Genomic DNA, 19,495 nt, shown 5'->3' on the forward strand with positions numbered 1-19,495 from the left:
CCAATTGACTATCTGATCAGTTAGTTTATGAGTGATTTAAAGAGAACACATGCTATTCCAGCAGACCTGCAGAGCATGTGCCAACGCATCCGGGAGAAGGCGGAAAGTTACGCGCAGTATAATTTTTCCCAGGGACGCAACGATTTTCTGAAGGCATTTTTTGATCTTGCCCAGGAATTTGATTCCCTTGATGATTTTTATCGGATCTGCGTATCTGTTCCCCTGGCACTGGTTGATGTGGACAGTGCTCTGTACTTATGTCAGGGGTCGGACAAAGGATTACAGCTGATCTGTTCCAGCAGAGAAGGTGTTTTGTCTGCTGCCAGACCGGCGGCTTACCCTGTGCAGATGCAGGAAAATCCCTACGAACTGGCCGGGTCGTATATTATTCCCATTTTCAGCAAACAACCCTTCGGTCGTCGCAACCATGGCGATGGTGACGATCAGCGGCAGATGAAACTGTATGCGTTGCCCGGGGGGTGTACCGGCGGACGATTGCTGGGTATGTTTGAGGTGCACCACAAAGAGCGGTTGACCGAGACCGACAGATTTTTTTTCACGAAGTACGCCAACCGAATCGGCTACAATCTCGATAACCGGTTGATTGCCAGGCAGAACATCGAGCGTTTGAAGTTCATCAGTAATCTGGTCATTGATATCGAGCACAATATCATCGTCCCTAACATGTACTTTCGCTACCTGTTCAAACAGCTCAGAAAAAAGATCGGTCTTATTGAAGAGCTGAGACAGGAGCTCAGCGGGGGACCGGAGAGGTTGGAGCTGCACGGGCGGTGTGAGCAGTGCTGCGTTAAACTGCAGAGATTACAGGATGAGCTGTTACGGTATCATCAGGAGATTGTGAAACACCATGCCAACATGAGCCTCTTTATCGAGAGTCTGTTTCGTCGGGAACATTTTGAGCGAGGGCATCTGGTGCTTCACCCCAAGCGATGTTTTGTGGAGAAAGAGGTGATTGTTCCGCAGTTGGAGCATTATGCAAGTCGGCTGCAGGCTGCTGATATCGCAGTGGATCGGCCACTGAACATGCTGGAGGAAGAGTTTCCGCTCACTGTGGATATCGGTCTGTTGTCGCAGGTCTATGCCAACCTCTTTGCCAACGCTGCCAAGTACACCAAGGAGATCATTGATCATGAAGGCCGGCCGCGGAAAGCCATGGCCTATGGCCGGGAGTTGATCAATGATTTTCCCAGTCAGGGGAAAAAAGGTATCAAGTTCAACGTGTTTACCACCGGCCCAAGTATGTCGATCGAAGAGGGAAACAGACTGTTTCAGGATGGCACCCGCGGTGATGATCAGCATAATGTTCCCGGCACCGGTCATGGACTGTCCTTTGTGCGCCTGGTCGTTGAGATGCACGGCGGCCGTGTCGGCTATGAACCCACTGTCCAGGGCAACAATTTTTATTTTATTCTCCCCCTGCCGACGTTGGATTATCCCCCAGTCCTGTATTCTCCCAACGAATAGTCAAACGGTCCCGGGAGGATCTTGTTTGGCAGTGTACAGGCAACCGGCCTCACCTCTTTATCTTGTTATCTTCGTATGATATCTGCTTCCGGTGGGCTGACCCCACCTTCAACCATGGAGTTGCTGGCTCCTGCCGGCACTGTGCAAACGTTTACAGCAGCCTTTGAGGCCGGAGCGGACGCGGTTTACGTCGGCGCACCAGGATTCAATGCCCGGGCGCTTGCTCGGGATTTCACTCTGGCGGAAATCGCTGCCATGGTTGAACAGGCCCATGCAGATCAGAAAAAGATCTATGTGGCTATGAACAGTCTGGTGAAGGAGGATGAGATTCCCAAGGCCGTAGAGACCCTGGCCACGCTTGCCGTTATCTCCCCCGATGCGCTGATCATCCAGGACCTGGGGCTCTTGTACCTTATCCGACGGTTTTTCCCGGGGCTCAAGGTCCATGCCTCAACACTGATGACGGTCAACCATGTGGTTGCCGCTGATTATTTTGCAGAGTTAGGATTTGAACGTATTGTTCTTGCCCGCGAGTTGAGTTTAGCGGAAATCCATGCCATCCATCAGCACACCCGGGTGGAGCTTGAGATCTTTATCCATGGAGCCATGTGCTTCAGCTATTCCGGATTGTGCCGTTTTTCCAGCCTTTATGGCGGGAAGTCCAGCCTGCGCGGGCAGTGCGTCCAACCCTGCCGGCGCCGGTATGAGTGGTCGCATGTGGGGCGGAAGAAGGGCGGTCGGCCGGGAAGCGGTAGCTATATCTTTTCGATGAACGATCTGTCCGGGCTTGATTATCTGGCGGAAGCAAGAGCTGCCGGTGTGGTCAGTCTGAAAATAGAAGGCCGTCTGCGTTCTGTGGAATATGTGCGCAATACGGTACGGGCCTACCGCATGGTCCTTGACAGCCTTGATGCCGGAGCCGACAGGCAGGCTGAAAGACTGACAGAGGCACATCGACTCCTGGATGCGGCCATGGGGCGTAAACGCTCTTCAGGATACTTCATCGCCGGCAGTGAAGATAAGATGATCGTTCCGCATCTCTCGGGCAGCATGGGCACGGTTGTCGGCAGAGTGGTCCGTTTGGAGGTTGTCAGAGGAAAGGGAAGGGTGACCGGTGCGGTCATGCAGGTGAGCTTCCAGGAGCAGGTGCGTTTAGGAGACCGTCTGCGGCTCTATGAGGAGCGAACCGGAGAGCGCAAAAACTTTACGCTTCGGACTTTACTCGTCAGGCAGCGTCCGGTTTCCCTGGTTAAAAAGGGGCAGACAGCAACTGTTCATCTGGAGGGCCATGAGTGGGGCAACCTGCAACAACCCTTTCGCGGCCTGCTCTTCCGGGTGGACATCAGTACCCGGGCAGAAAAATCCGGCACTGCTGCAAAGCAGCTGCTTAAACGCCTTCCAGCACCCCCCTCGTGCAGAGCTGTTCTCCAACCGATACTGCAGGCATTGGCCTTTGATACTGGTGGAGATGCACGTTCAGAACAACTGAGCATCCGACATCGTTTTACCGGGACAAAGACGCAGTCCCGGCAACCGCAAAAAGCCATGGAGTGGTGGCTGAAGGTGCGGACAGTCGAATCCCTCTCTCTTCGCTTTCCCTTCAAGGTCAGCAAGGTGGTGCTTGATCTGAACAAAGAAAATCTGGAGCAGTTTGTCGTGGGCCGGCACAGTCGGCAGTCCGGCCGTCTGCAGCGGGTCTGGGCCTTGCCGCCGGTGCTGCTTGATGAGCAGCTGCCATGGTTTCGTAAGGCTGTGGAGCAACTGCAGCAACGGGGTGAGGATCATTTTCAGATCAGTCATGTCGGCCAGCTCGGTCTGTTTTCCCGACAGAGCTACGATCCGGACCAGCGACCGGTGCAACTCTATGGCGATTACACCTGTAATGTGTTAAACAGTGCCGCCTTGCATTTATTCACAGCAAAAGGGTTGACCGGAATCCAGTTTTCGCTGGAAACAGATCAGTCTGCATTGATGGCAGCTCTTGGTCACTACCAGAAGAGTCAACCTCATCCTGCTGCAGCACCAATGCAGATCGGTCTCTACGTCCATGGTCGGCCACCCCTGTTTACGTCGCGACTGGCTGCCCCTCATTTTAAAGGTCGGCGCAGCTTCAGCAGTCCGCGCGGTGAACGGTTCTATCTCGACCAGGGAGAAGATGTCATATATGCCTACTCTTATGTCAGTTTTTCTCTCTTGCCGTACGTCAAAGAGTTCAAAAGTCTGGGGGTGGACTATGTTGTCGTGGATATCAGTCAGGGCCAGCCGAGGAACATGGGTGCCGAAGTAAGGGCGCTGCTCAGCGGTCGTGATACACTGCCGGCGCATAGTACCGGTAATTACATCGGTGGCCTTTCATGATCGTGCACAAGGCCGGTACCCTGCAGTGCGCAGGAGGTATCCGCTATCCCGGGAATTACAGAGGACCGCGTGCTATGCTTTGCGTCTTTACAGAAGACCCGGTTTGCATTTTTTATCTGAACCTGCCAGGATCAACTTCAAGCGTTCCGCGCTTCCTCTAATATGACGAATAAAGATATCATCAGACGTCTGTCTGCCGTACTCAAGCCCCATTCAAAAAAACTTATTGTTGCAATGGTGACAATGGTTACTGTCGGTGGTTTTAACGCACTGCAGGCCTATCTCGTCAAACCCCTCCTTGATGAGATTTTTATTAAAAAAGATGCAAGTCTTCTTAATCTTCTGCCTTTATTCTTATTGGCGGTATTTTTTGTTAAAGGCATCTTTTATTTTCTTTACTCCTATTTTCTGGAGATGACCGGTCAATGTGTGATCAGAGATTTGCGGACCAAACTGTACAGTCATATCATCGACCAGCCGCTCAGTTTTTTTCATAAAACTTCAACCGGTGAACTGATATCACGGGTCATTAATGATGTGAGTATTGTTCAAAGTTGTGTTTCGTATACGCTGATCCGTTCTTTACGGGATCTCTTCTCTGTTATCGGTCTGTTGGGGGTCATCTTTTATATGGATTGGCGCCTTGCGCTCGTTACGCTGGTGTTTTTACCGGCCGCGGGAGTGCCCATCGTTGTGTTCGGGCGGAAATTCAGAAGGATCAGCACAAGCTACCAGGAGAAGCTGGGAGAGGCGACGAATCAGCTGCATGAAACCATAACCGGTGTCAGCATTGTCAAGGCGTTCTGTATGGAGCCGTATGAGAAAAAACGATTTGCCGACCGAGCACAAAACATCTTAAAGATCCTCCTGTCCGAGACCTGGTACAACAGTTTGTCGCACCCGAGTGTAGAGCTGCTTGCCGGTGTCGGGATGGCTTTTATCATTTGGTTCGGTGGTGGGCAGGTCCTGCAGGGCAACTCCACCCCCGGAGCGTTCATGGCCTTTTTCACGGCGTTACTCATGCTGTACGAGCCGATCAAAGGCGTGAGCAAGGTAAACGCCACTATTCAACAAGGTATTGCCGCGGCGGATCGTATTTTCACACTTTTAGACACCCGTTCCACCATCGTTGATGCTGCTGAGGCGATGACCATGCCGCCCTTTCACCAGAGCATCGTGTTTGATCGGGTTACGTTTTGCTATGAGAGTGATATCCGGGTGCTTCGCGGGCTCTCCTTTCAGGTGAACCGTGGCGAGGTGCTTGCTGTGGTCGGACCGAGTGGGGGGGGCAAAACCACCCTGACCAATCTGCTGCTGCGTTTTTACGATGTTACAGATGGCCGGCTTCTTGTTGACGGTGTTGATATCCGCCGGTACAGTTTGAACTCCCTGCGCGGGCAGATGGCCCTGGTGACCCAGCAGACCATCTTGTTTAACGATACCGTGCGGAACAATATCACCTACGGACGGGAAGGCTGTTCCGAAGAGGAGATTGTGGCGGCTGCCCGGGCGGCCAATGCACTGGACTTTATCATGGCCTTACCGCTCGGCTTTGAGACGGTGATCGGTGAGTCAGGGACACGGTTATCCGGCGGGCAGCGACAACGGCTTTCAATTGCACGCGCCCTTCTCAAAGATGCCCCTATCCTCATCCTTGATGAAGCAACTTCGGCCCTTGATAACGAGTCGGAGCGCGAGGTGCAACAGGCACTGGAAAATCTCATGCACAATCGCACCACCATCGTGATCGCTCATCGGCTGTCCACCATCCAGAATGCCGACCGGATCATCGTGCTGAAGGACGGGCAGCTGGTCGAAGAGGGAACGCATAAAGAGCTCCTTGCCCTGCAGGGAGAGTACAGTGGTCTGTACCGTCTCCAGTTCTCTGAAGGCGTGTGATCTGATGTCCGGCAACGGTGGTCGTATCATCGGGCCTTTGGGTCGTTATCTGCCGGCAAGCGGTCCGGTGACGCTTTATCCCGGAAAATAACATGGCAAGAAGGACCTCTGTTTTTATGTCGGCCTCAGGCCGGCATGTTTCATCAATGTGGCTGTTTGCGGCGGTGCTGGCCGCCGGTCTGGCTGTCCGGCTGGCGGCCCTGGCGCAGATCACGATCATCAATCCCGACGGTATACTCTACATCAATCAGGCCAGAGCAATATGGAGCGGTCAGTGGGGTCTGGTTGATCAGTGCCAACTCCCCTATGTCTCCCTGTACTCCTTTCTCATCGCGTTTGGTTATCATCTCGTCCCAGACTGGGTATTGAGCGGTCAGCTGGTTTCCGTTGCCTGCGGAATGGGTATGCTGGTCATCCTCTATCAGCTTGTACGCCTTTTTTTCGATCGGATCATCAGCAGCCTGACCATACTGCTGCTGGCGTTTACGCCGATCTTTGTCCGCTACAGCGTTGATGTCATGCGCGACGCCCTTTTCTGGTTTTTATTTTCCCTCGCGTTGTGGCTGTTTGTTCTGCATATACACAAAAAGACCAGTCCCAGATATATGTACTGGTTGTTAAGTGGCAGCAGCATCGCCATCCTGCTGGCCTCCTGGAGCCGGATTGAGGCCATTGTTTTACTGCCGGTATCTCTGCTCTTTTTATGCGTGTACCGAGAAAAGAACAAACTGCAGAGACTGCTGGCATTTACAGTGCCCGTTATCGGTGTTGCCGTGATCGGAGCGGTCGTTACCCTGACCGGGGGTCAGGATGTTTTCGCTCTGGTGCGGCTGGATGAGATTGTCCGGAAGTTTTCAGAGCCGATCCAGGCGTATGAAACACTCCGGGCCGAGCTCAAACAACTTGCTGATGGGTATGGGTTCTCGCTGCTCGGTAACTATCTGGAGAGCAGTTATCATACCATCTGGATGACCGCTCTGGGCACCTTGACGGCCAATGCCGCAGAGGCATTTTTTTATCCATACCTGATCTTCTATGTTGCCGGCTGGAAAGAGGGGGTTCGCCGGGCACGATCCCTGCCGGAGTATCAGTATATGTTTTTGCTGCTGGCGTGCTCTTTTGTCGTCTTGTTCGTTCATACGCAGCATCATTGGGTTGCCACGTATCGTTTCATGACACTGCTTATTTTTCCATCGTGCCTGCTTGCCGGTTTGGGGATACAGAGAGTACACGGATTTTTGATGCGGACAGGCAAGTTGACCCGTGCACAAGCAGGTGTAGTGCTCGCGGTTGTTGTAGTGATGGTGAGTCTGAGCAAAAATATACAGAAGATTGAGGCTGATAAGGAAGTTTACGTACGTATCGCTTCCACAGTCGCCTCTTTGACGTCTACTGAGCACTCGGTGGTCATTGCCGCCAAGAGTTCAGTGGCTGCCCGCTGGATCACTTTTTATGCAAATGTGGGGAAAAAAGGAGTGTCATGCTCCCAGCCGGTGATCACAGACTCCGCATCAGCGGATGAAGTCATGGCCATGATGCGCGCGACGAATGCCGCCTATTTTCTGTGGGAACAACAACGTTGGGAGAACAGTCCTTCCGGCCGTCACCCTTCTGAATTTTCACAATTTTTTAAAGAAGTCGGCCGCTGGCAGCATGAGGACACCGGCCAGCTTATTCTGTTTGAGAAGACGCTGTGATGTATACGATGCCAGTTGCCTGTTGGACAAGAGCATGAACAGGGCTGTGAGGGAGGACCTGATGTTTTCAATCATCATCGTCAATTACAATACAGGTGATCTGCTGTCGGCCTGTCTTGATTCTTTGCAGGGTCAGCAGGCACTGATCCGTGAGGTTGTTGTTGTTGATAATAACTCACAGGATAACAGTGTTGACAGGATCCGGAAGGCCTTTCCAGCTGTCCGCGTTATCGGCCTGCCTGAGAATATAGGTTTCGGCAGGGCGAATAATAGAGCGCTGGACAGCTGCAGCGGTGATCTTTTTTTTCTCCTTAATCCGGACACCCGGCTGCGGCCCGGCTGCATGGCGGCCATGGCTGCATATATGGCGGCCAACAGGGATGTCGGCATGGCCGGGACAGCCGTGTACGATGCGCAGGGTATTCGACAGGCCACAGCCAACCCGGAGTATCCGGGCAATCATTATAGCGGCGCTCTTTTTTCCGGACTTCCCGGTGATATCGCCTGGTTACTTGGTGCAAGTTTAGTCATACGCAGGCAGGTTATGGAACAGGTGCAGGGATTTGACCCGGATTATTTCTTGTACGGAGAAGATATCGATCTTTCTCTCCGGGTCCGTCAGGCCGGCTGGAGATTGGGGTACATACCGGATGCGGGCATTATTCATCTGGAAGGACAAAGTGAGCGGACGACACCGCCGGCACAGTTGTTTGAAAAGAAGATGCAGGGTGAGTTGCTGTTTTATACGAAACATTATCCTGCCGATACAGTCCGTCGCATCAAACGGGTACGCAGAGTACAGGCTGTGTGGCGACTTGCGAGCCTGTGGATACAGAAGATATTTGGACGAGAAGATGAAGTTTTACGACAAAAGCGGGCAAAGTATACAGTGGCGGCCCGACTGTACAGGTAATAGACGCCTATGCGAGTAGCACTGGTTCATACTAATCTGACCCGGGGCGGCGGCATGGAGGCCTATCTGCTTTCTCTTGTCAAAGGGTTCAGGCGACAAGGCGATGACGTTACCGTGTATGCCTGCCGCGTTGATCACCAGCTGGCAGAGGAACTCGGTTGCACAGTGCAGCAGATCCGTCCACCGTGGCCACGGAAGATGCGGGAGTTTCGATTTTTGCACTGCTGCAACCAGCTGCCCCTGCGTCGCGACTATGATCTTGCCATCGGTACGGCCCGTACCTGCAGTCCGCACGTGACGGTGTGCGGCGGGGTGCATGTTGAAACGATCAGACATATTCGGCGCACGGCTCTTTTTCGCGGTGTCTACGACCTGTTTGAAAACAGGTTCGAGGAGAAGGCCTTTCGCGAAGCACCGTACATCATGGCGCATTCAGGCACCATTGCCCGTCAGATTCGTGACCACTATGCGATCCCTGCCAACAAGATCAATGTTCTCTATCCTCCCATTGATACCGAGACCTTCACTCCCATGGAGGAGGCTGAACGGGTACAGGCCCGATCAGCTCTGGGCATTCAGGGTCATCAGACAACGTTCCTGTTTGTCTCCTGCGGGCACCAGCGCAAAGGGCTGGATCAGCTGCTTAAAACCTTTTCAGTACTGGATCCGAATCGCTACCAGCTGCTCGTGGCAGGCAGCCCCATTGGTTCCGGTCATCCGGCAAATGTTCGTTACATCGGCTATGTGAACAACCTGCGCCCGGTGTACAGTGCCGTTGATTTCACGGTGCTTCCATCCTACTACGAACCGTTCGGCCTGGTTGTTCCGGAATCGATCCAGTGCGGTACACCGGTTATCGTGACGAAGAGTGTGGGGGCTGCTGAGCTGTTATCCGAAGAGGAGGGTATCCTTCTTGAAGATAACAGTCATGAAACCATGGTGCGAACGATGACCCGGCTCGATTCCGGCCACAGAGTGGCTGCTGGTTTTGCCGAACAGCATGGTCTGACCATAGAGCAGCATATCAACCTGATAAAAAAAGCGTATACCTGAGGTGTGCTGTCTTTTTTTGATTGTTGTGACGATGTGTGCGTTGGCGGGGTGTGTGACGGCAGGTGTGTACTACAGCTTGCAGAAGACATCGGATACCGCCTCTATAACAGGAAGAGACGGTTCTCCCGATGCCTGTTAGTGGTTTAAAGATTTTCACAAATTTTTACGTTCAAAGAAAACAAAGAGCCAGAGGGTTACCGCCCAGAAAACAAAGATGATGGCCCAGGGCGAGATCCCCAGGACTTCCGGCAGGCCGATTTTTCCAAAGTCCTTCCATGCCAAAACTGTTGATTTGAGGAAGGGATAGATCTCTGCATAGATTGCTGCTCCTGTTATCATACCGGCAACGGCAAAGATGGCGTGCCAGCGACCTTCGCCAAGCGCTCCCACAGAGGTACCGGGGCAGAACCCCATCACCGCCCAACCACCACCAAACAAAACACCACCGATAACGATTGCCCCCACGTTCATAGGCTTGTGACTGAGGGTGATGATCCCGGCGCTGGAGAGCAGTTGGACGCCGACCATGCCGACCAGTATAGCAGACAGCATGAATTTTAAGATCGTCATGTCTTTTAAGAGCATGGCACCGACCTGCTTGTCAAAACGCAGGACCCGCCCTTTTTGCAGAAGAAATCCGAAGAGTATGCCGGTTACCAGTCCAAGTATCTGATCAGTGCTCATGGTCATTTCCTCCTGTAAACAAGCCCGGCAACAAGGACCCCGGTTCCGAAGAACATGGCCAGGGCGACAAACGAGCTGACCGACAGCTGCATCATGCCACTCATCCCGTGTCCACTTGGGCATCCGTCCGCCATACGGGCGCCGATCATGGCGACAATGCCTCCCAGAAAAGCACTGACAGCCCGTTTACCTGTGGAGGGGCCAAATCGTTCTTCCCAGGTGGGTGGAACACTTTCCAGCTTGAAACTCTTGTCGGTTTTCGAGGAGATCAGGGCACCGATAAAGATGCCGATGATGAGCATGAATTGCCAGTCAACCCGCACTTTTTCCTTGGTAAAGTACGCATTGGCCGTAACCCGTTCCGGATAGACCACCTGTTCAAGTAAACCGGCGGCCCGTACAAAGGTTGTTGAGGCGCCGAGATAGTTGCTTTTTCCCATCCATTGGGTTGTTGCATAGACGGAAAGAAGCGCCAACAGTCCCACCAGAGCCCCGGCCAGATAAGGGCTCCATCCATTGTCTTGTGTCTTTCTGTGCATAGATGCTGTTTCCTCCTTTTGATTTCGAATGATTACAAGCAGTGACAGTCCACTGGTATCCACTTGGTTATCTGGGTTGGTGCACCTTTCGGGTGACTTTTTGAACGTGTGCTGCTGGTACCGGCCGGTCCCGTGTCGGGAAGAACAGAAGGTCTGTTTACCTCGGTAGACAAGAATGCGATTGTATCTGCATTGATCACGGCCTGTCTTTAAATAACAGTTTAATAATGATTTTCAAGTAGGAATATCCAGGATGAACGATTTGTCTGCTGGTGAAGCAGGGTTGGTAAGGCAGACACGGTGTCCTTGTTGACAGGACACGCCTGTCTCCGGACAGGGTGTACAGCAGGAACAAAGCCGGATCGAAAGGTTCAGGGTATGCGGCTGCGAGGCCGGGAAAGTAGCAACTGCCTGCGTACTGTACCTGAAACCAGAAATTCCGCAAACTTGAAGACAGTGAGGTATGTTGGAGGATGCAAATAATTGCAGGTGCCGGCGGGTGTGCAGGCTTATTTTCCGCCTCTTGTCTGTTGATCTGTTTTAAGCAAAACATCCAGCTGCAGATGTGCACAACAGGCATGGCTGCATTACAACGTTCCCGCCTGTGGTATCGGCAGTCCTTCCAAGCCTGCACGCAGTGCGCAGGTTTTCGTTTTTTGCGAACTGTTGTCCCTGCTTGCGTCTTTGGTTTGTCTCCGACTATAGTGACCTGGAATCACGGGGCTATTTTTTGTGTCGGCTGGAAAGGTCAATGATCAGTTCAATCGGTGCGAACAGAGTGCAAGAGAAGGGGCGCGGAGAGCATGGCGGATTCACTGTATATTGCCAACCTGGAAAAGGACAGCGGTAAGCTGGTCGTCACCTTAGGTGTTATGGAGATACTTTCTCGCCGGATCAGCCGTATTGGTTTTTTCCGGCCGATTATTCCCGGTGACGGCAAGGGTGACAACGATATCGAACTCATCCGGAAACGCTACAATATCGGTCTGCGGTTTGATGAGATGGCAGGGGTGAGTCATGAACTGGCCCGGACCATGATAGCTGAGGGTGAGGAACTGCTTCTTTTTCGCGAGATTGTTCGCAAGTACAGTGAAGTTCGCAAAAAGTGCGACTTTCTTCTGTGTGAAGGACCCAATATCGTCAGCATGTCCGAGGCCTTTGACTATGACATCAGTATTCGGATTGCCCGGGAACTCGGTACCCCGACTCTGCACGTCACCAATGGACGTAACCATACGGTTGCCGAAATCGAGGAGGATATAGCCGTTGCGGAAAGGATTTATGAGCAGTACCAGTGCCCGCTTCTGGCGATCTTTGTCAATCGGATAGATCCTGATCTGTTGGGGAGTGCTGAGGCCGAAATACGCAGGAATCTGTGGAACAAACCGTATCGGCTCGGTTTTTTACCGGAGATGACAGGGTTCAGTATGCCGACCATGGAGGAGATCATCGAAGCCTTGGATGCCCGTCATTTCAGCGGACCGACAACCGGCCTGCAGCGTGAGGTTCATTCCATTAAGGTGGCGGCGATGAGCCCGGTCAACTACATTGATTTTTTAGAGGAAAATGATCTGATCGTTACCCCTGGAGATCGTCCGGATATTATCTTTGCCACCCTGGGGGCCATAGCCTCACGCAACTATCCTTCGCCGGCCGGCCTGATTCTGTCCGGCGGCATGGTTCCCGGTCCGTCCATGGTCAGGCTGCTTGACGGTATTGATGATCTGGCCCTGCCGATCTATCTGGTCTCCCCTGATACCTATACCGTGGCCCAGCTGGCCGGTGAGATCAAGGGTATCCTGCGACCGCATTACGAACAGAAGATCAACCGTGCCCTGGGTGTTTTTGAGAACCACATCGATACCACCGGTTTGGAGCAGCAGGTCATTGAGACCACTGCCACCACCATGTCACCGCTGATGTTTGAGTACTCGCTGTTTCAGCGGGCCCGGGCTGATCGCAAGCATATTGTTTTACCTGAAGGTGAAGAGGATCGTATTCTGCAGGCCGCTGAAATTCTACGCTCCCGGGAGGTTGTTGATCTGACTTTGCTGGGCGATGAAAAGGTTATTCGCAGTCGGGCGGCAACCCTTGGTCTGAAGGTGCAGGATGTAACCATCATCGACCCAACAACATCGCCGCTGCGGGAGGAGTTCATCGAAACGCTGTACGAACTCCGGCGACACAAAGGCGTCACCAGAGATTATGCCAACGATGCGATCAATGATGTCAGCTACTTCGGAACGCTGATGGTTCACACCGGCAGGGCAGACGGTATGGTATCCGGTGCCGTACACACCACACAGCACACGGTTCTCCCTGCTTTCCAGATCATCCGTACCCGGCCGGGGGTGCAGGTTGTTTCCAGCGTTTTTTTCATGTGCTTTGAAACCAGGATACTGGTTTATGGTGATTGCGCAGTCAATCCCAACCCGAACAGTGAAGAGCTCGCCGAGATCGCCATCCGCTCGGCTGAAACAGCCGCCATGTTCAACATTGATCCGGTTATTGCCATGCTCTCGTACTCCAGCGGTACTTCCGGGCAGGGTGAGGATGTTGAACGAGTACGGCAGGCTGTGCAGCTGGCCCGACAGCGCTGCCCGGAGTTAGTGATTGACGGCCCTATTCAGTATGATGCCGCCATTGATCTTTCTGTGGGGACGCAGAAGATGCCGAAGAGTCAGGTGGCCGGTCGGGCCACGGTGTTCATCTTTCCGGATCTCAACACCGGCAACAACACCTATAAGGCGGTTCAACGCTCTTCCGGGGCTGTGGCCATCGGCCCGATTCTTCAGGGATTGAATCGACCGGTCAACGATCTGAGTCGTGGTTGCCTGGTGGCTGACATTGTCAATACGGTTGCAATCACTGCTGTGCAGGCCCAGGCGGTTACAGTACAGTGCGCAAAATCACAGGGTGCTTGAAAGACGATTATCCGTCTGCCCTTTACCTTTCCTACAAGATCATGGAGCACAGTAATGACCAGTGAACAGCAGGATGTGGAAGCCGTTCGTGAACAGATCGCCGCGGTGTTGACAGCCGCACAGCAGAACGATGTTGATGCGCTTTATGAACATCGGGCAGCTGTTATCGCCATGTATGCCCAGGCCATGGTGGAGTTTCATTTTGAAGAATCTCAACTGCCATGGCTCAACGATCTGCTGGCAGCGGTGCAGATGGATGACAGTGGCTCCTGCCGGCGTCTGCTGGCGCAACAGGAGGATGTGGATACTGTTTTTCTTGCCACACAGTTTGCCAGTGTGATTGCCGGTTTTTTCCACCATGATGAGTGCTCAACCGTTCTGCAGGCCATCGGTCTGCAGGCGTTGCTCGATGAAATGGACGGCATGCCGGGAAACCAATAAGTGCAGCTGACGCCCGGCTGGAAGCATCTGCAGCGTTAATGCCGGTGTACTGTGTCAGCTGAAGGAGAGGCTGTATGTCTATCGTTGCTCACACCTTGCTTGCCAACGGTCTTTTGCAGCAAAGAGCTGTTGAGGCCGAACAGTTGTTGCAGAATTGCATGCTTTGCCCCCGTCAGTGCCGTGTCAACCGGCTGGCCGGAGAAACCGGCTGGTGCGGTACCGGGGCGCTGGCGCGAATTGCCGGTTATGGGCCGCATTTCGGAGAAGAGCAGCCACTGGTCGGCACAGGTGGTTCCGGTGCTGTTTTTATTGCCGGTTGCAGCCTCTGTTGCTGTTTCTGCCAGAATATGGATATCAGCCAGGGGGATGGACCGGCCGATGAGGTTGACGCCAAAGCGTTTGCCGCCATCATGCTCGAATTACAGGCCAGGGGGTGCCATAATATCAATCTGGTTACGCCCAGCCATGTGGTACCACAGATCCTGGCCGCCCTGATACCGGCCCTGGAAGCAGGACTCAATATTCCCGTTGTGTTTAACTGCAGTGGCTATGAACGGGTTGAGACGCTGGATCTGCTGGCCGGTGTGGTCGATATCTACATGCCGGATGTCAAGTTCTGGCGTGCGCAGACAGCCGAGCGCTATGCCCAGGCTGCTGACTATCCAGAACGGATGCAGGCGGCCCTGGCGACCATGCACCGCCAGGTCGGTGATCTGGTGATCGATGCGGATGGTCTGGCCCGATCCGGCCTGCTTATCCGTCATCTGCTGATGCCCGGACTCATGGAAGAGACCGAGGCCATCCTTGCCTGGATCGCCACTCAAATTTCAGCACAGACCTACGTCAATATCATGGCCCAGTATCACCCCTGTGGCCGGGCAGATGAGTATGAGGAGCTCCGGCACCAGATCAGCGGCACAGAGTACCGTCATGCCATGGAAGTGGCCGGGAAGGTCGGCCTGACTCGTCTTGACGAACCTGATCTGGTGCGGATTCTGCGCCGCCTGCACCCATAACGTCAGCAGCGTCTTCTTTTGTCATCACCAGCTGGCCGGTGAGACGATTGATTTTGACGAACGAGTGCGCTGTTGCTACCATGAAAGCATAAGATATTACCGTCAAAGCCGACATGGTAGTCCGATTATACATGGCAAACGTACTTCATCGGGTTTGACGGCCGAACAAACTGGGCCTATGAGGAAGAAATGATGGCTTTTCAAGCAACTGTAGACTCCATTCGCGCGTTTATGGAAAAAACCAACCTGCCTCAACAGGTAAAAGAGGTTGATTTCGCTGGACTCTTTTCCAACCCCTGGTTTTTGGTTCCGTTTATTGCACTGGCTGTCTACCTGATCTATAAAAAAGCGTTTCGTGATATGATCATTTTAGGGTTGATCCTGGGCGTCTGGTATGCCTCGGGTACACCGTACATGCAGACCCTGGTGGTGAACGGTGAAGTGCAGGTTGCCAAAGTGTTGCCAGTTGTTTTTGGCGGTGCCGCTGTTATGGGACTGATCATCTATCTTCTTCTGGGCCGGTCTGATTGAGCATGCTGCGATCTTTTTTTCATGCAGGCCATCCCGCAGCCGACCGTAACCTCCTGGAGGAACATGGACTATCGTAACGCCATTTTTATTGTTACCGAGGAACGGAACTGTCCGATCTACAATGTTGGTGAAGAGTTTAAAGTTGAACAGATGGCCTTAACCGTGCCTGAGGGAAAAGCCGCCTGTCTGATGATGGTACGAGAACTGATGAGGGCGGTGACGGAAAAAAAGAGTATGGAACGTTTTTCTCCGTTTGGTCAACAGCGGGTCAAATTTGAGTGCGGCGGGTGTACCGGTTTAATCCGTTTTGAATTTAAAAAAGAAAAGGACTTTGCAACCCTGCAGATGAAACTGCTGGCCGTGGCCGAACAGAGGGCGCGGATGCGGCATCTCGATCGATTTTATGATGTTCTGCGCACACTGGATATTTTTGAGCCACTGGATGAGGACAGCCTCCGTGACCTTTCCGCTCAGCTCCGGTTGAAGGAGTATGGCGCCAACAAGGTCCTGCTGAAAAAGGGTGAGCCGGGAACCAGTCTGTATATCATCCTTGAGGGTCGGGTGGCTGTGATCGGTAATGAGGGACAAACCTTATCGGAGATGGGTGTCGGTGATATTTTTGGTGAGATGAGCCTGCTGTCGGGAGAGCCGGTGACAACAACCATTCACTCCAAGGAGAAAACCAGGCTGGCCACCCTGTCCAGTAAAGATTTTAAGCATATCCTTAATCGCTATCCTGTCCTGCAGGTCTTCTTTTACCGCATGCTGGTGGAACGTGCCCAGGCCAACACCATGCGGGCCGGTACCATCAGTTCCGGCATGACCGGCCGTCTTTCTGAAATCAATTCCGTGGAACTCTTTCAGTTGATCAACTCCAGCCAGAAAAGCGGGAAGGTGCAGCTGGTACTTGATGACGGTACTGCAGAGGCTGTGTTCCATGAAGGTGAGCTGATTGATACCCGCTACAAGAACCTGGACGGGAAAGAGGCGTTCTTTGCCCTGCTGGCAAAGAATAACGGCACGTTTACCTATACAAGCAGCCTGTCTGATGAAGAAAAGAAACTACCGGTTATCGGTGGGTTCATGGGACTGATCATGGAGGGTATGCGACGTATGGACGAACTCAATGATTGATCAAAGGATTGCAAGCGCATGACGCCGGTTTTTTCCCGATCAAGAAGATGGGCCTCTCTTTGTCCGTCTGCAATCTCAGGACATGCAGCCCGCAGGCACAGTCAGAAGAATCCTTCTTTTGTCCCGACCGGCAGGAGCATGATTTTTTTGCTGTGCTGATCGTCGTTCTGGTCAGCACAGTCACCACATAGTGCAGGCAGTCCCAGTGCCTGCACATCCCCGGTCGTCAGACAGGTAGAGCACAGTCTGACTGCTTATCGCAAAACCGCGCAGCCATGGCAGTTCACTGGTTCATTCTCCACAGCCCGAACATACCACCGTATCAGGGATGATTGTATAACCGGATATTAAAGTGTGAGGTGTTCTTAATCAGGCTGGGAAGGGGTGTCCGTGACATACCGGGCGAGATAGACAGACTGCACGATAACAAAGGCCAACGTCAGGCCCAGCATACCGAAAAGCTTGAAGTTCACCCAGGTATTGCTATCAAAAAAATGCATCACATAGAGATTGATCCCGCCAAGGATGAAGAAGAAGGTGGACCAGGCAAGGTTGAGCCGACGCCAGACCGGTTGCGGCAAGGTCAGGTTGCCTCCTATCAACCGTTCAATGGCTGTTTTTTGCCCAATCCAGTGGCTCAGGAGAAAGGCCGCACCAAAGAGCCAGTTGATGGCCGTGGGTTTTATCTTGATGAACAGTTCATCACGGAGAAACAGGGTGAGGCCGCCGAAAACAAGGATAATGGCAAGGGTGACCAGTTGCATACCCGGGATCTTTCGGGTTTTCAGCCAGGAAAACGTGCACTGAACAACCGTGGCAACAATTGCTGCTCCAGTGGCAACATAGATGTCATAGAGTTTGTAGGTGATGAAAAAAAGAAGAACCGGAAAAAAATCAGCGAGAAATTTCATAAAAAAAGACGGTCATGAAGGAATACGGTTAAAAAATTCATGCAGCTGTACAGGATCAATAGAAAGAAAATCGAACAAGGACAGGCATGCTGTTCTGCGTTCATGGTACGCACGAGTCGGTGGCAGTGCAACTTAAAACATCCGGGCCGTCAACGCCAGCCTCAAACGAACAGATGTCTTGTAAAGGGTATTGAAGGCCAGAACCACAATCCTGGTGATTGTAATTTTTCTCCTGTTCTTTTACATCATCGGTATTGTCCGACCTTTGTTCTGTTCCGCCTCCCAGCTGAAAAGAAGTACAACTGCACGAACACAGACAGTGTTTTTTGCCGGTTTGCCGATATAATCCGGATGCGCATCTGAAAGATCCATGCTATCTGTTTGCCAGTGAGCCACGATCAGCGATGATTTGTCAACCTTCCCTGAGCCGGTCGCCGCATCCCGGCCAACACCTTCTGGAGACAATGTCATGGCAAGAATAACAGGACTTCTGGCAGCTGTTTTGTCTGTTGGTTTTTTTCTCACCTCATGCACTCCGCATACACAGTATCGGGACAACGGGCAGTGCGTCAGTCAAACCGCTGTGCCCAATGCCGACTGTGAGCAGCATGCTTTACAGTATCTTCCAACCGACAACGGTGCCCAGTACCTGTTGGGCTTTATAGAGTTCGATGATCAGGGACAGCTCTGGGATCGTCAGCAGATGCGCACTGTTCTTGATACTGTGTACGAACAGACGGCCAAAAAGGATATACTGCTGGTGAGTTTTGTTCATGGCTGGAAGCACAGTGCCGCCCCTGGAGACAGCAACATTGAAACCTTTCGTCGTTTCCTTGCCAAACTGAGTGATACAGAGCAATTTGTTGCCCGGACCACCGGCAGCCAACCGCGACTTGTGACGGGAATTTACCTTGGTTGGCGAGGCGGCTCTTTGACCGTCCCCTACCTGGAAAATATAACTTTCTGGGATCGGAAAAATACCGCAGAAAAGGTCGGCCATGGCAGGGTGACCGAGGTGCTCAGTCACCTTGAAGATGTAAAACGGACCAGAGACAGCATGGTTTGCCGTGCTGACGACGGGGTCGGGGGGGCAGACTGTGAAAGCAGCACCAGGCTGATCACTCTGGGCCACAGTTTTGGCGGTGCTATTGTCCATACGGCTTTAGCACAGATTCTGGAAAATCGGTTTATACAGACCAAAGGCCCTGCCGGACAGAAATCAGATGTGCAGGGATTCGGCAACCTCGTGGTGCTGATCAATCCGGCGTTTGAGGCCAATCTGTACACGCCGCTGAGTGATATGAGCACGGAACGCGGTTTTTACACCGCCGATCAACGGCCGGTACTGCTGATCCTGACTTCTGAGGCTGATCTGGCAACCAAAATAGCCTTTCCGGCCGGTCGTCGACTTTCGACCATGTTTGAGAAGAGCAACTCACAGCATGTACGTCGAAATGCGGCCTCCGGTGAGCTGGAGAGCATTGATGAACAAAGGGCGAACAGGACTGCAGTCGGCCACTTTGAACCGTATCGGACACATCACCTTGCTCCGAAAGCTGTACAAAAACGGGAAGCTGTTCAATCAGCCAGCGCAGCGGAGAGTGTACGCACGTTTGTTCAGGCAAGTGACGGCTGGAAAAACGATACCAAGGGCAGCCGGCTGGAATTCGGTGCGGTTGTGTTAGAACGCACTGCCGGCTCCGCCGCACGCAATCCATACCTGGTGACCTCTGTTGATAAGAATCTGATTGCCGGTCACAATGACATTGATGATGAGCGGATCATCGAGTTTGTTAAACAGCTGGTTTTGTTCTCCAGTTATGAGAATACTGAGCTGTTGCGCCAATCACTTTTCCATGAAAAGTAGGGCTTACTCCGCTGGGGCGGTTATCAGGTCCGCTAATCCGGTC

16 protein-coding genes are annotated in these 19,495 nt (G+C 52.7%); 12 read left to right on the forward strand and 4 right to left on the reverse strand.

What is annotated here, in order from left to right:
* Window positions 1–27 precede the first annotated feature (27 nt).
* From HP555_RS04400 to HP555_RS04425, 6 genes are all read left to right on the forward strand, one after another.
* Window positions 28–1,485 carry a sensor histidine kinase gene (locus HP555_RS04400; protein ID WP_199263980.1) on the forward strand — a complete coding sequence of 486 codons (1,458 nt, stop codon included), beginning with the start codon at window positions 28–30 and terminating at the stop codon, window positions 1,483–1,485.
* Between the two features lie 75 nt (window positions 1,486–1,560).
* The gene (locus HP555_RS04405; protein ID WP_199263981.1) at window positions 1,561–3,843 is read left to right on the forward strand and encodes a peptidase U32 family protein; all 2,283 of its coding nucleotides are present in this window, start codon (window positions 1,561–1,563) and stop codon (window positions 3,841–3,843) included.
* A gap of 162 nt (window positions 3,844–4,005) precedes the next feature.
* Window positions 4,006–5,742: a lipid A export permease/ATP-binding protein MsbA gene (gene msbA / locus HP555_RS04410; protein ID WP_199263982.1), complete on the forward strand. Its 1,737-nt coding sequence runs from the start codon at window positions 4,006–4,008 to the stop codon at window positions 5,740–5,742.
* A gap of 92 nt (window positions 5,743–5,834) precedes the next feature.
* Window positions 5,835–7,439, forward strand: coding sequence for an ArnT family glycosyltransferase (locus HP555_RS04415; protein WP_199263983.1), 1,605 nt, complete (start codon window positions 5,835–5,837; stop codon window positions 7,437–7,439).
* A gap of 61 nt (window positions 7,440–7,500) precedes the next feature.
* Complete coding sequence (locus tag HP555_RS04420) at window positions 7,501–8,352, forward strand: glycosyltransferase family 2 protein (protein WP_199263984.1); 852 nt, start codon at window positions 7,501–7,503, stop codon at window positions 8,350–8,352.
* 9 nt (window positions 8,353–8,361) lie between these two features.
* Window positions 8,362–9,405 (forward strand): glycosyltransferase family 4 protein, encoded by a 1,044-nt coding sequence (locus tag HP555_RS04425; protein WP_199263985.1) that lies wholly within the window; start codon window positions 8,362–8,364, stop codon window positions 9,403–9,405.
* A gap of 153 nt (window positions 9,406–9,558) precedes the next feature.
* Here HP555_RS04425 and HP555_RS04430 read toward each other — a convergent pair whose 3' ends face one another.
* Complete coding sequence (locus HP555_RS04430; RefSeq protein ID WP_199263986.1) at window positions 9,559–10,089, reverse strand: DUF6691 family protein; 531 nt, start codon at window positions 10,087–10,089, stop codon at window positions 9,559–9,561.
* Window positions 10,090–10,091: 2 nt separating this feature from the next.
* On the reverse strand, window positions 10,092–10,658 hold the full coding sequence (locus HP555_RS04435; protein ID WP_269846868.1) for a YeeE/YedE thiosulfate transporter family protein: 567 nt from the start codon (window positions 10,656–10,658) through the stop codon (window positions 10,092–10,094).
* 773 nt (window positions 10,659–11,431) lie between these two features.
* On the opposite strand from HP555_RS04435, the gene pta reads away from it, so the two are divergent.
* The 5 genes from pta (at window position 11,432) to HP555_RS04460 (ending at window position 16,674) form a co-directional block, all read left to right on the forward strand.
* Window positions 11,432–13,552 (forward strand): phosphate acetyltransferase, encoded by a 2,121-nt coding sequence (gene pta / locus HP555_RS04440; RefSeq protein WP_199263988.1) that lies wholly within the window; start codon window positions 11,432–11,434, stop codon window positions 13,550–13,552.
* Window positions 13,553–13,606: 54 nt separating this feature from the next.
* Window positions 13,607–13,993, forward strand: coding sequence for a hypothetical protein (locus tag HP555_RS04445; protein WP_199263989.1), 387 nt, complete (start codon window positions 13,607–13,609; stop codon window positions 13,991–13,993).
* A 74-nt stretch (window positions 13,994–14,067) separates the two neighbouring features.
* Window positions 14,068–15,009: a radical SAM protein gene (locus HP555_RS04450; protein WP_199263990.1), complete on the forward strand. Its 942-nt coding sequence runs from the start codon at window positions 14,068–14,070 to the stop codon at window positions 15,007–15,009.
* A 189-nt stretch (window positions 15,010–15,198) separates the two neighbouring features.
* Window positions 15,199–15,540 carry a hypothetical protein gene (locus tag HP555_RS04455; protein ID WP_233249241.1) on the forward strand — a complete coding sequence of 114 codons (342 nt, stop codon included), beginning with the start codon at window positions 15,199–15,201 and terminating at the stop codon, window positions 15,538–15,540.
* 63 nt (window positions 15,541–15,603) lie between these two features.
* Window positions 15,604–16,674: a cyclic nucleotide-binding domain-containing protein gene (locus HP555_RS04460; RefSeq protein WP_199263991.1), complete on the forward strand. Its 1,071-nt coding sequence runs from the start codon at window positions 15,604–15,606 to the stop codon at window positions 16,672–16,674.
* A gap of 365 nt (window positions 16,675–17,039) precedes the next feature.
* Here HP555_RS04460 and HP555_RS04465 read toward each other — a convergent pair whose 3' ends face one another.
* On the reverse strand, window positions 17,040–17,585 hold the full coding sequence (locus HP555_RS04465) for a septation protein A (RefSeq protein WP_199263992.1): 546 nt from the start codon (window positions 17,583–17,585) through the stop codon (window positions 17,040–17,042).
* Between the two features lie 240 nt (window positions 17,586–17,825).
* On the reverse strand, window positions 17,826–18,056 hold the full coding sequence (locus HP555_RS04470; protein WP_199263993.1) for a hypothetical protein: 231 nt from the start codon (window positions 18,054–18,056) through the stop codon (window positions 17,826–17,828).
* Between HP555_RS04470 and HP555_RS04475 the strand changes: the two genes are divergently transcribed.
* A complete protein-coding gene (locus tag HP555_RS04475) occupies window positions 18,055–19,452 on the forward strand; it encodes a hypothetical protein (RefSeq protein ID WP_199263994.1) in 1,398 nt (465 codons plus the stop codon). The two genes, HP555_RS04470 and HP555_RS04475, sit on opposite strands and share 2 nt — an antisense overlap.
* Window positions 19,453–19,495 lie beyond the last annotated feature (43 nt).

It is taken from the genome of Desulfobulbus oligotrophicus, from assembly GCF_016446285.1.
Lineage (GTDB): Bacteria > Desulfobacterota > Desulfobulbia > Desulfobulbales > Desulfobulbaceae > Desulfobulbus > Desulfobulbus oligotrophicus.

Bases quoted from the DNA above. Each gene is read 5' to 3' on its own strand.
- HP555_RS04400 (WP_199263980.1), top strand. From the start codon at position 28: ATGAGTGATTTAAAGAGAACACATGCTATTCCAGCAGACCTGCAGAGC.
- HP555_RS04405 (WP_199263981.1), top strand. From the start codon at position 1,561: ATGATATCTGCTTCCGGTGGGCTGACCCCACCTTCAACCATGGAGTTG.
- msbA (WP_199263982.1), top strand. From the start codon at position 4,006: ATGACGAATAAAGATATCATCAGACGTCTGTCTGCCGTACTCAAGCCC.
- HP555_RS04415 (WP_199263983.1), top strand. From the start codon at position 5,835: ATGGCAAGAAGGACCTCTGTTTTTATGTCGGCCTCAGGCCGGCATGTT.
- HP555_RS04420 (WP_199263984.1), top strand. From the start codon at position 7,501: ATGTTTTCAATCATCATCGTCAATTACAATACAGGTGATCTGCTGTCG.
- HP555_RS04425 (WP_199263985.1), top strand. From the start codon at position 8,362: ATGCGAGTAGCACTGGTTCATACTAATCTGACCCGGGGCGGCGGCATG.
- HP555_RS04430 (WP_199263986.1), bottom strand. From the start codon at position 10,089: ATGAGCACTGATCAGATACTTGGACTGGTAACCGGCATACTCTTCGGA.
- pta (WP_199263988.1), top strand. From the start codon at position 11,432: ATGGCGGATTCACTGTATATTGCCAACCTGGAAAAGGACAGCGGTAAG.
- HP555_RS04445 (WP_199263989.1), top strand. From the start codon at position 13,607: ATGACCAGTGAACAGCAGGATGTGGAAGCCGTTCGTGAACAGATCGCC.
- HP555_RS04450 (WP_199263990.1), top strand. From the start codon at position 14,068: ATGTCTATCGTTGCTCACACCTTGCTTGCCAACGGTCTTTTGCAGCAA.
- HP555_RS04455 (WP_233249241.1), top strand. From the start codon at position 15,199: ATGATGGCTTTTCAAGCAACTGTAGACTCCATTCGCGCGTTTATGGAA.
- HP555_RS04460 (WP_199263991.1), top strand. From the start codon at position 15,604: ATGGACTATCGTAACGCCATTTTTATTGTTACCGAGGAACGGAACTGT.
- HP555_RS04465 (WP_199263992.1), bottom strand. From the start codon at position 17,585: ATGAAATTTCTCGCTGATTTTTTTCCGGTTCTTCTTTTTTTCATCACC.
- HP555_RS04475 (WP_199263994.1), top strand. From the start codon at position 18,055: ATGGCAAGAATAACAGGACTTCTGGCAGCTGTTTTGTCTGTTGGTTTT.
- HP555_RS04470 (WP_199263993.1), bottom strand. From the start codon at position 18,056: ATGACATTGTCTCCAGAAGGTGTTGGCCGGGATGCGGCGACCGGCTCA.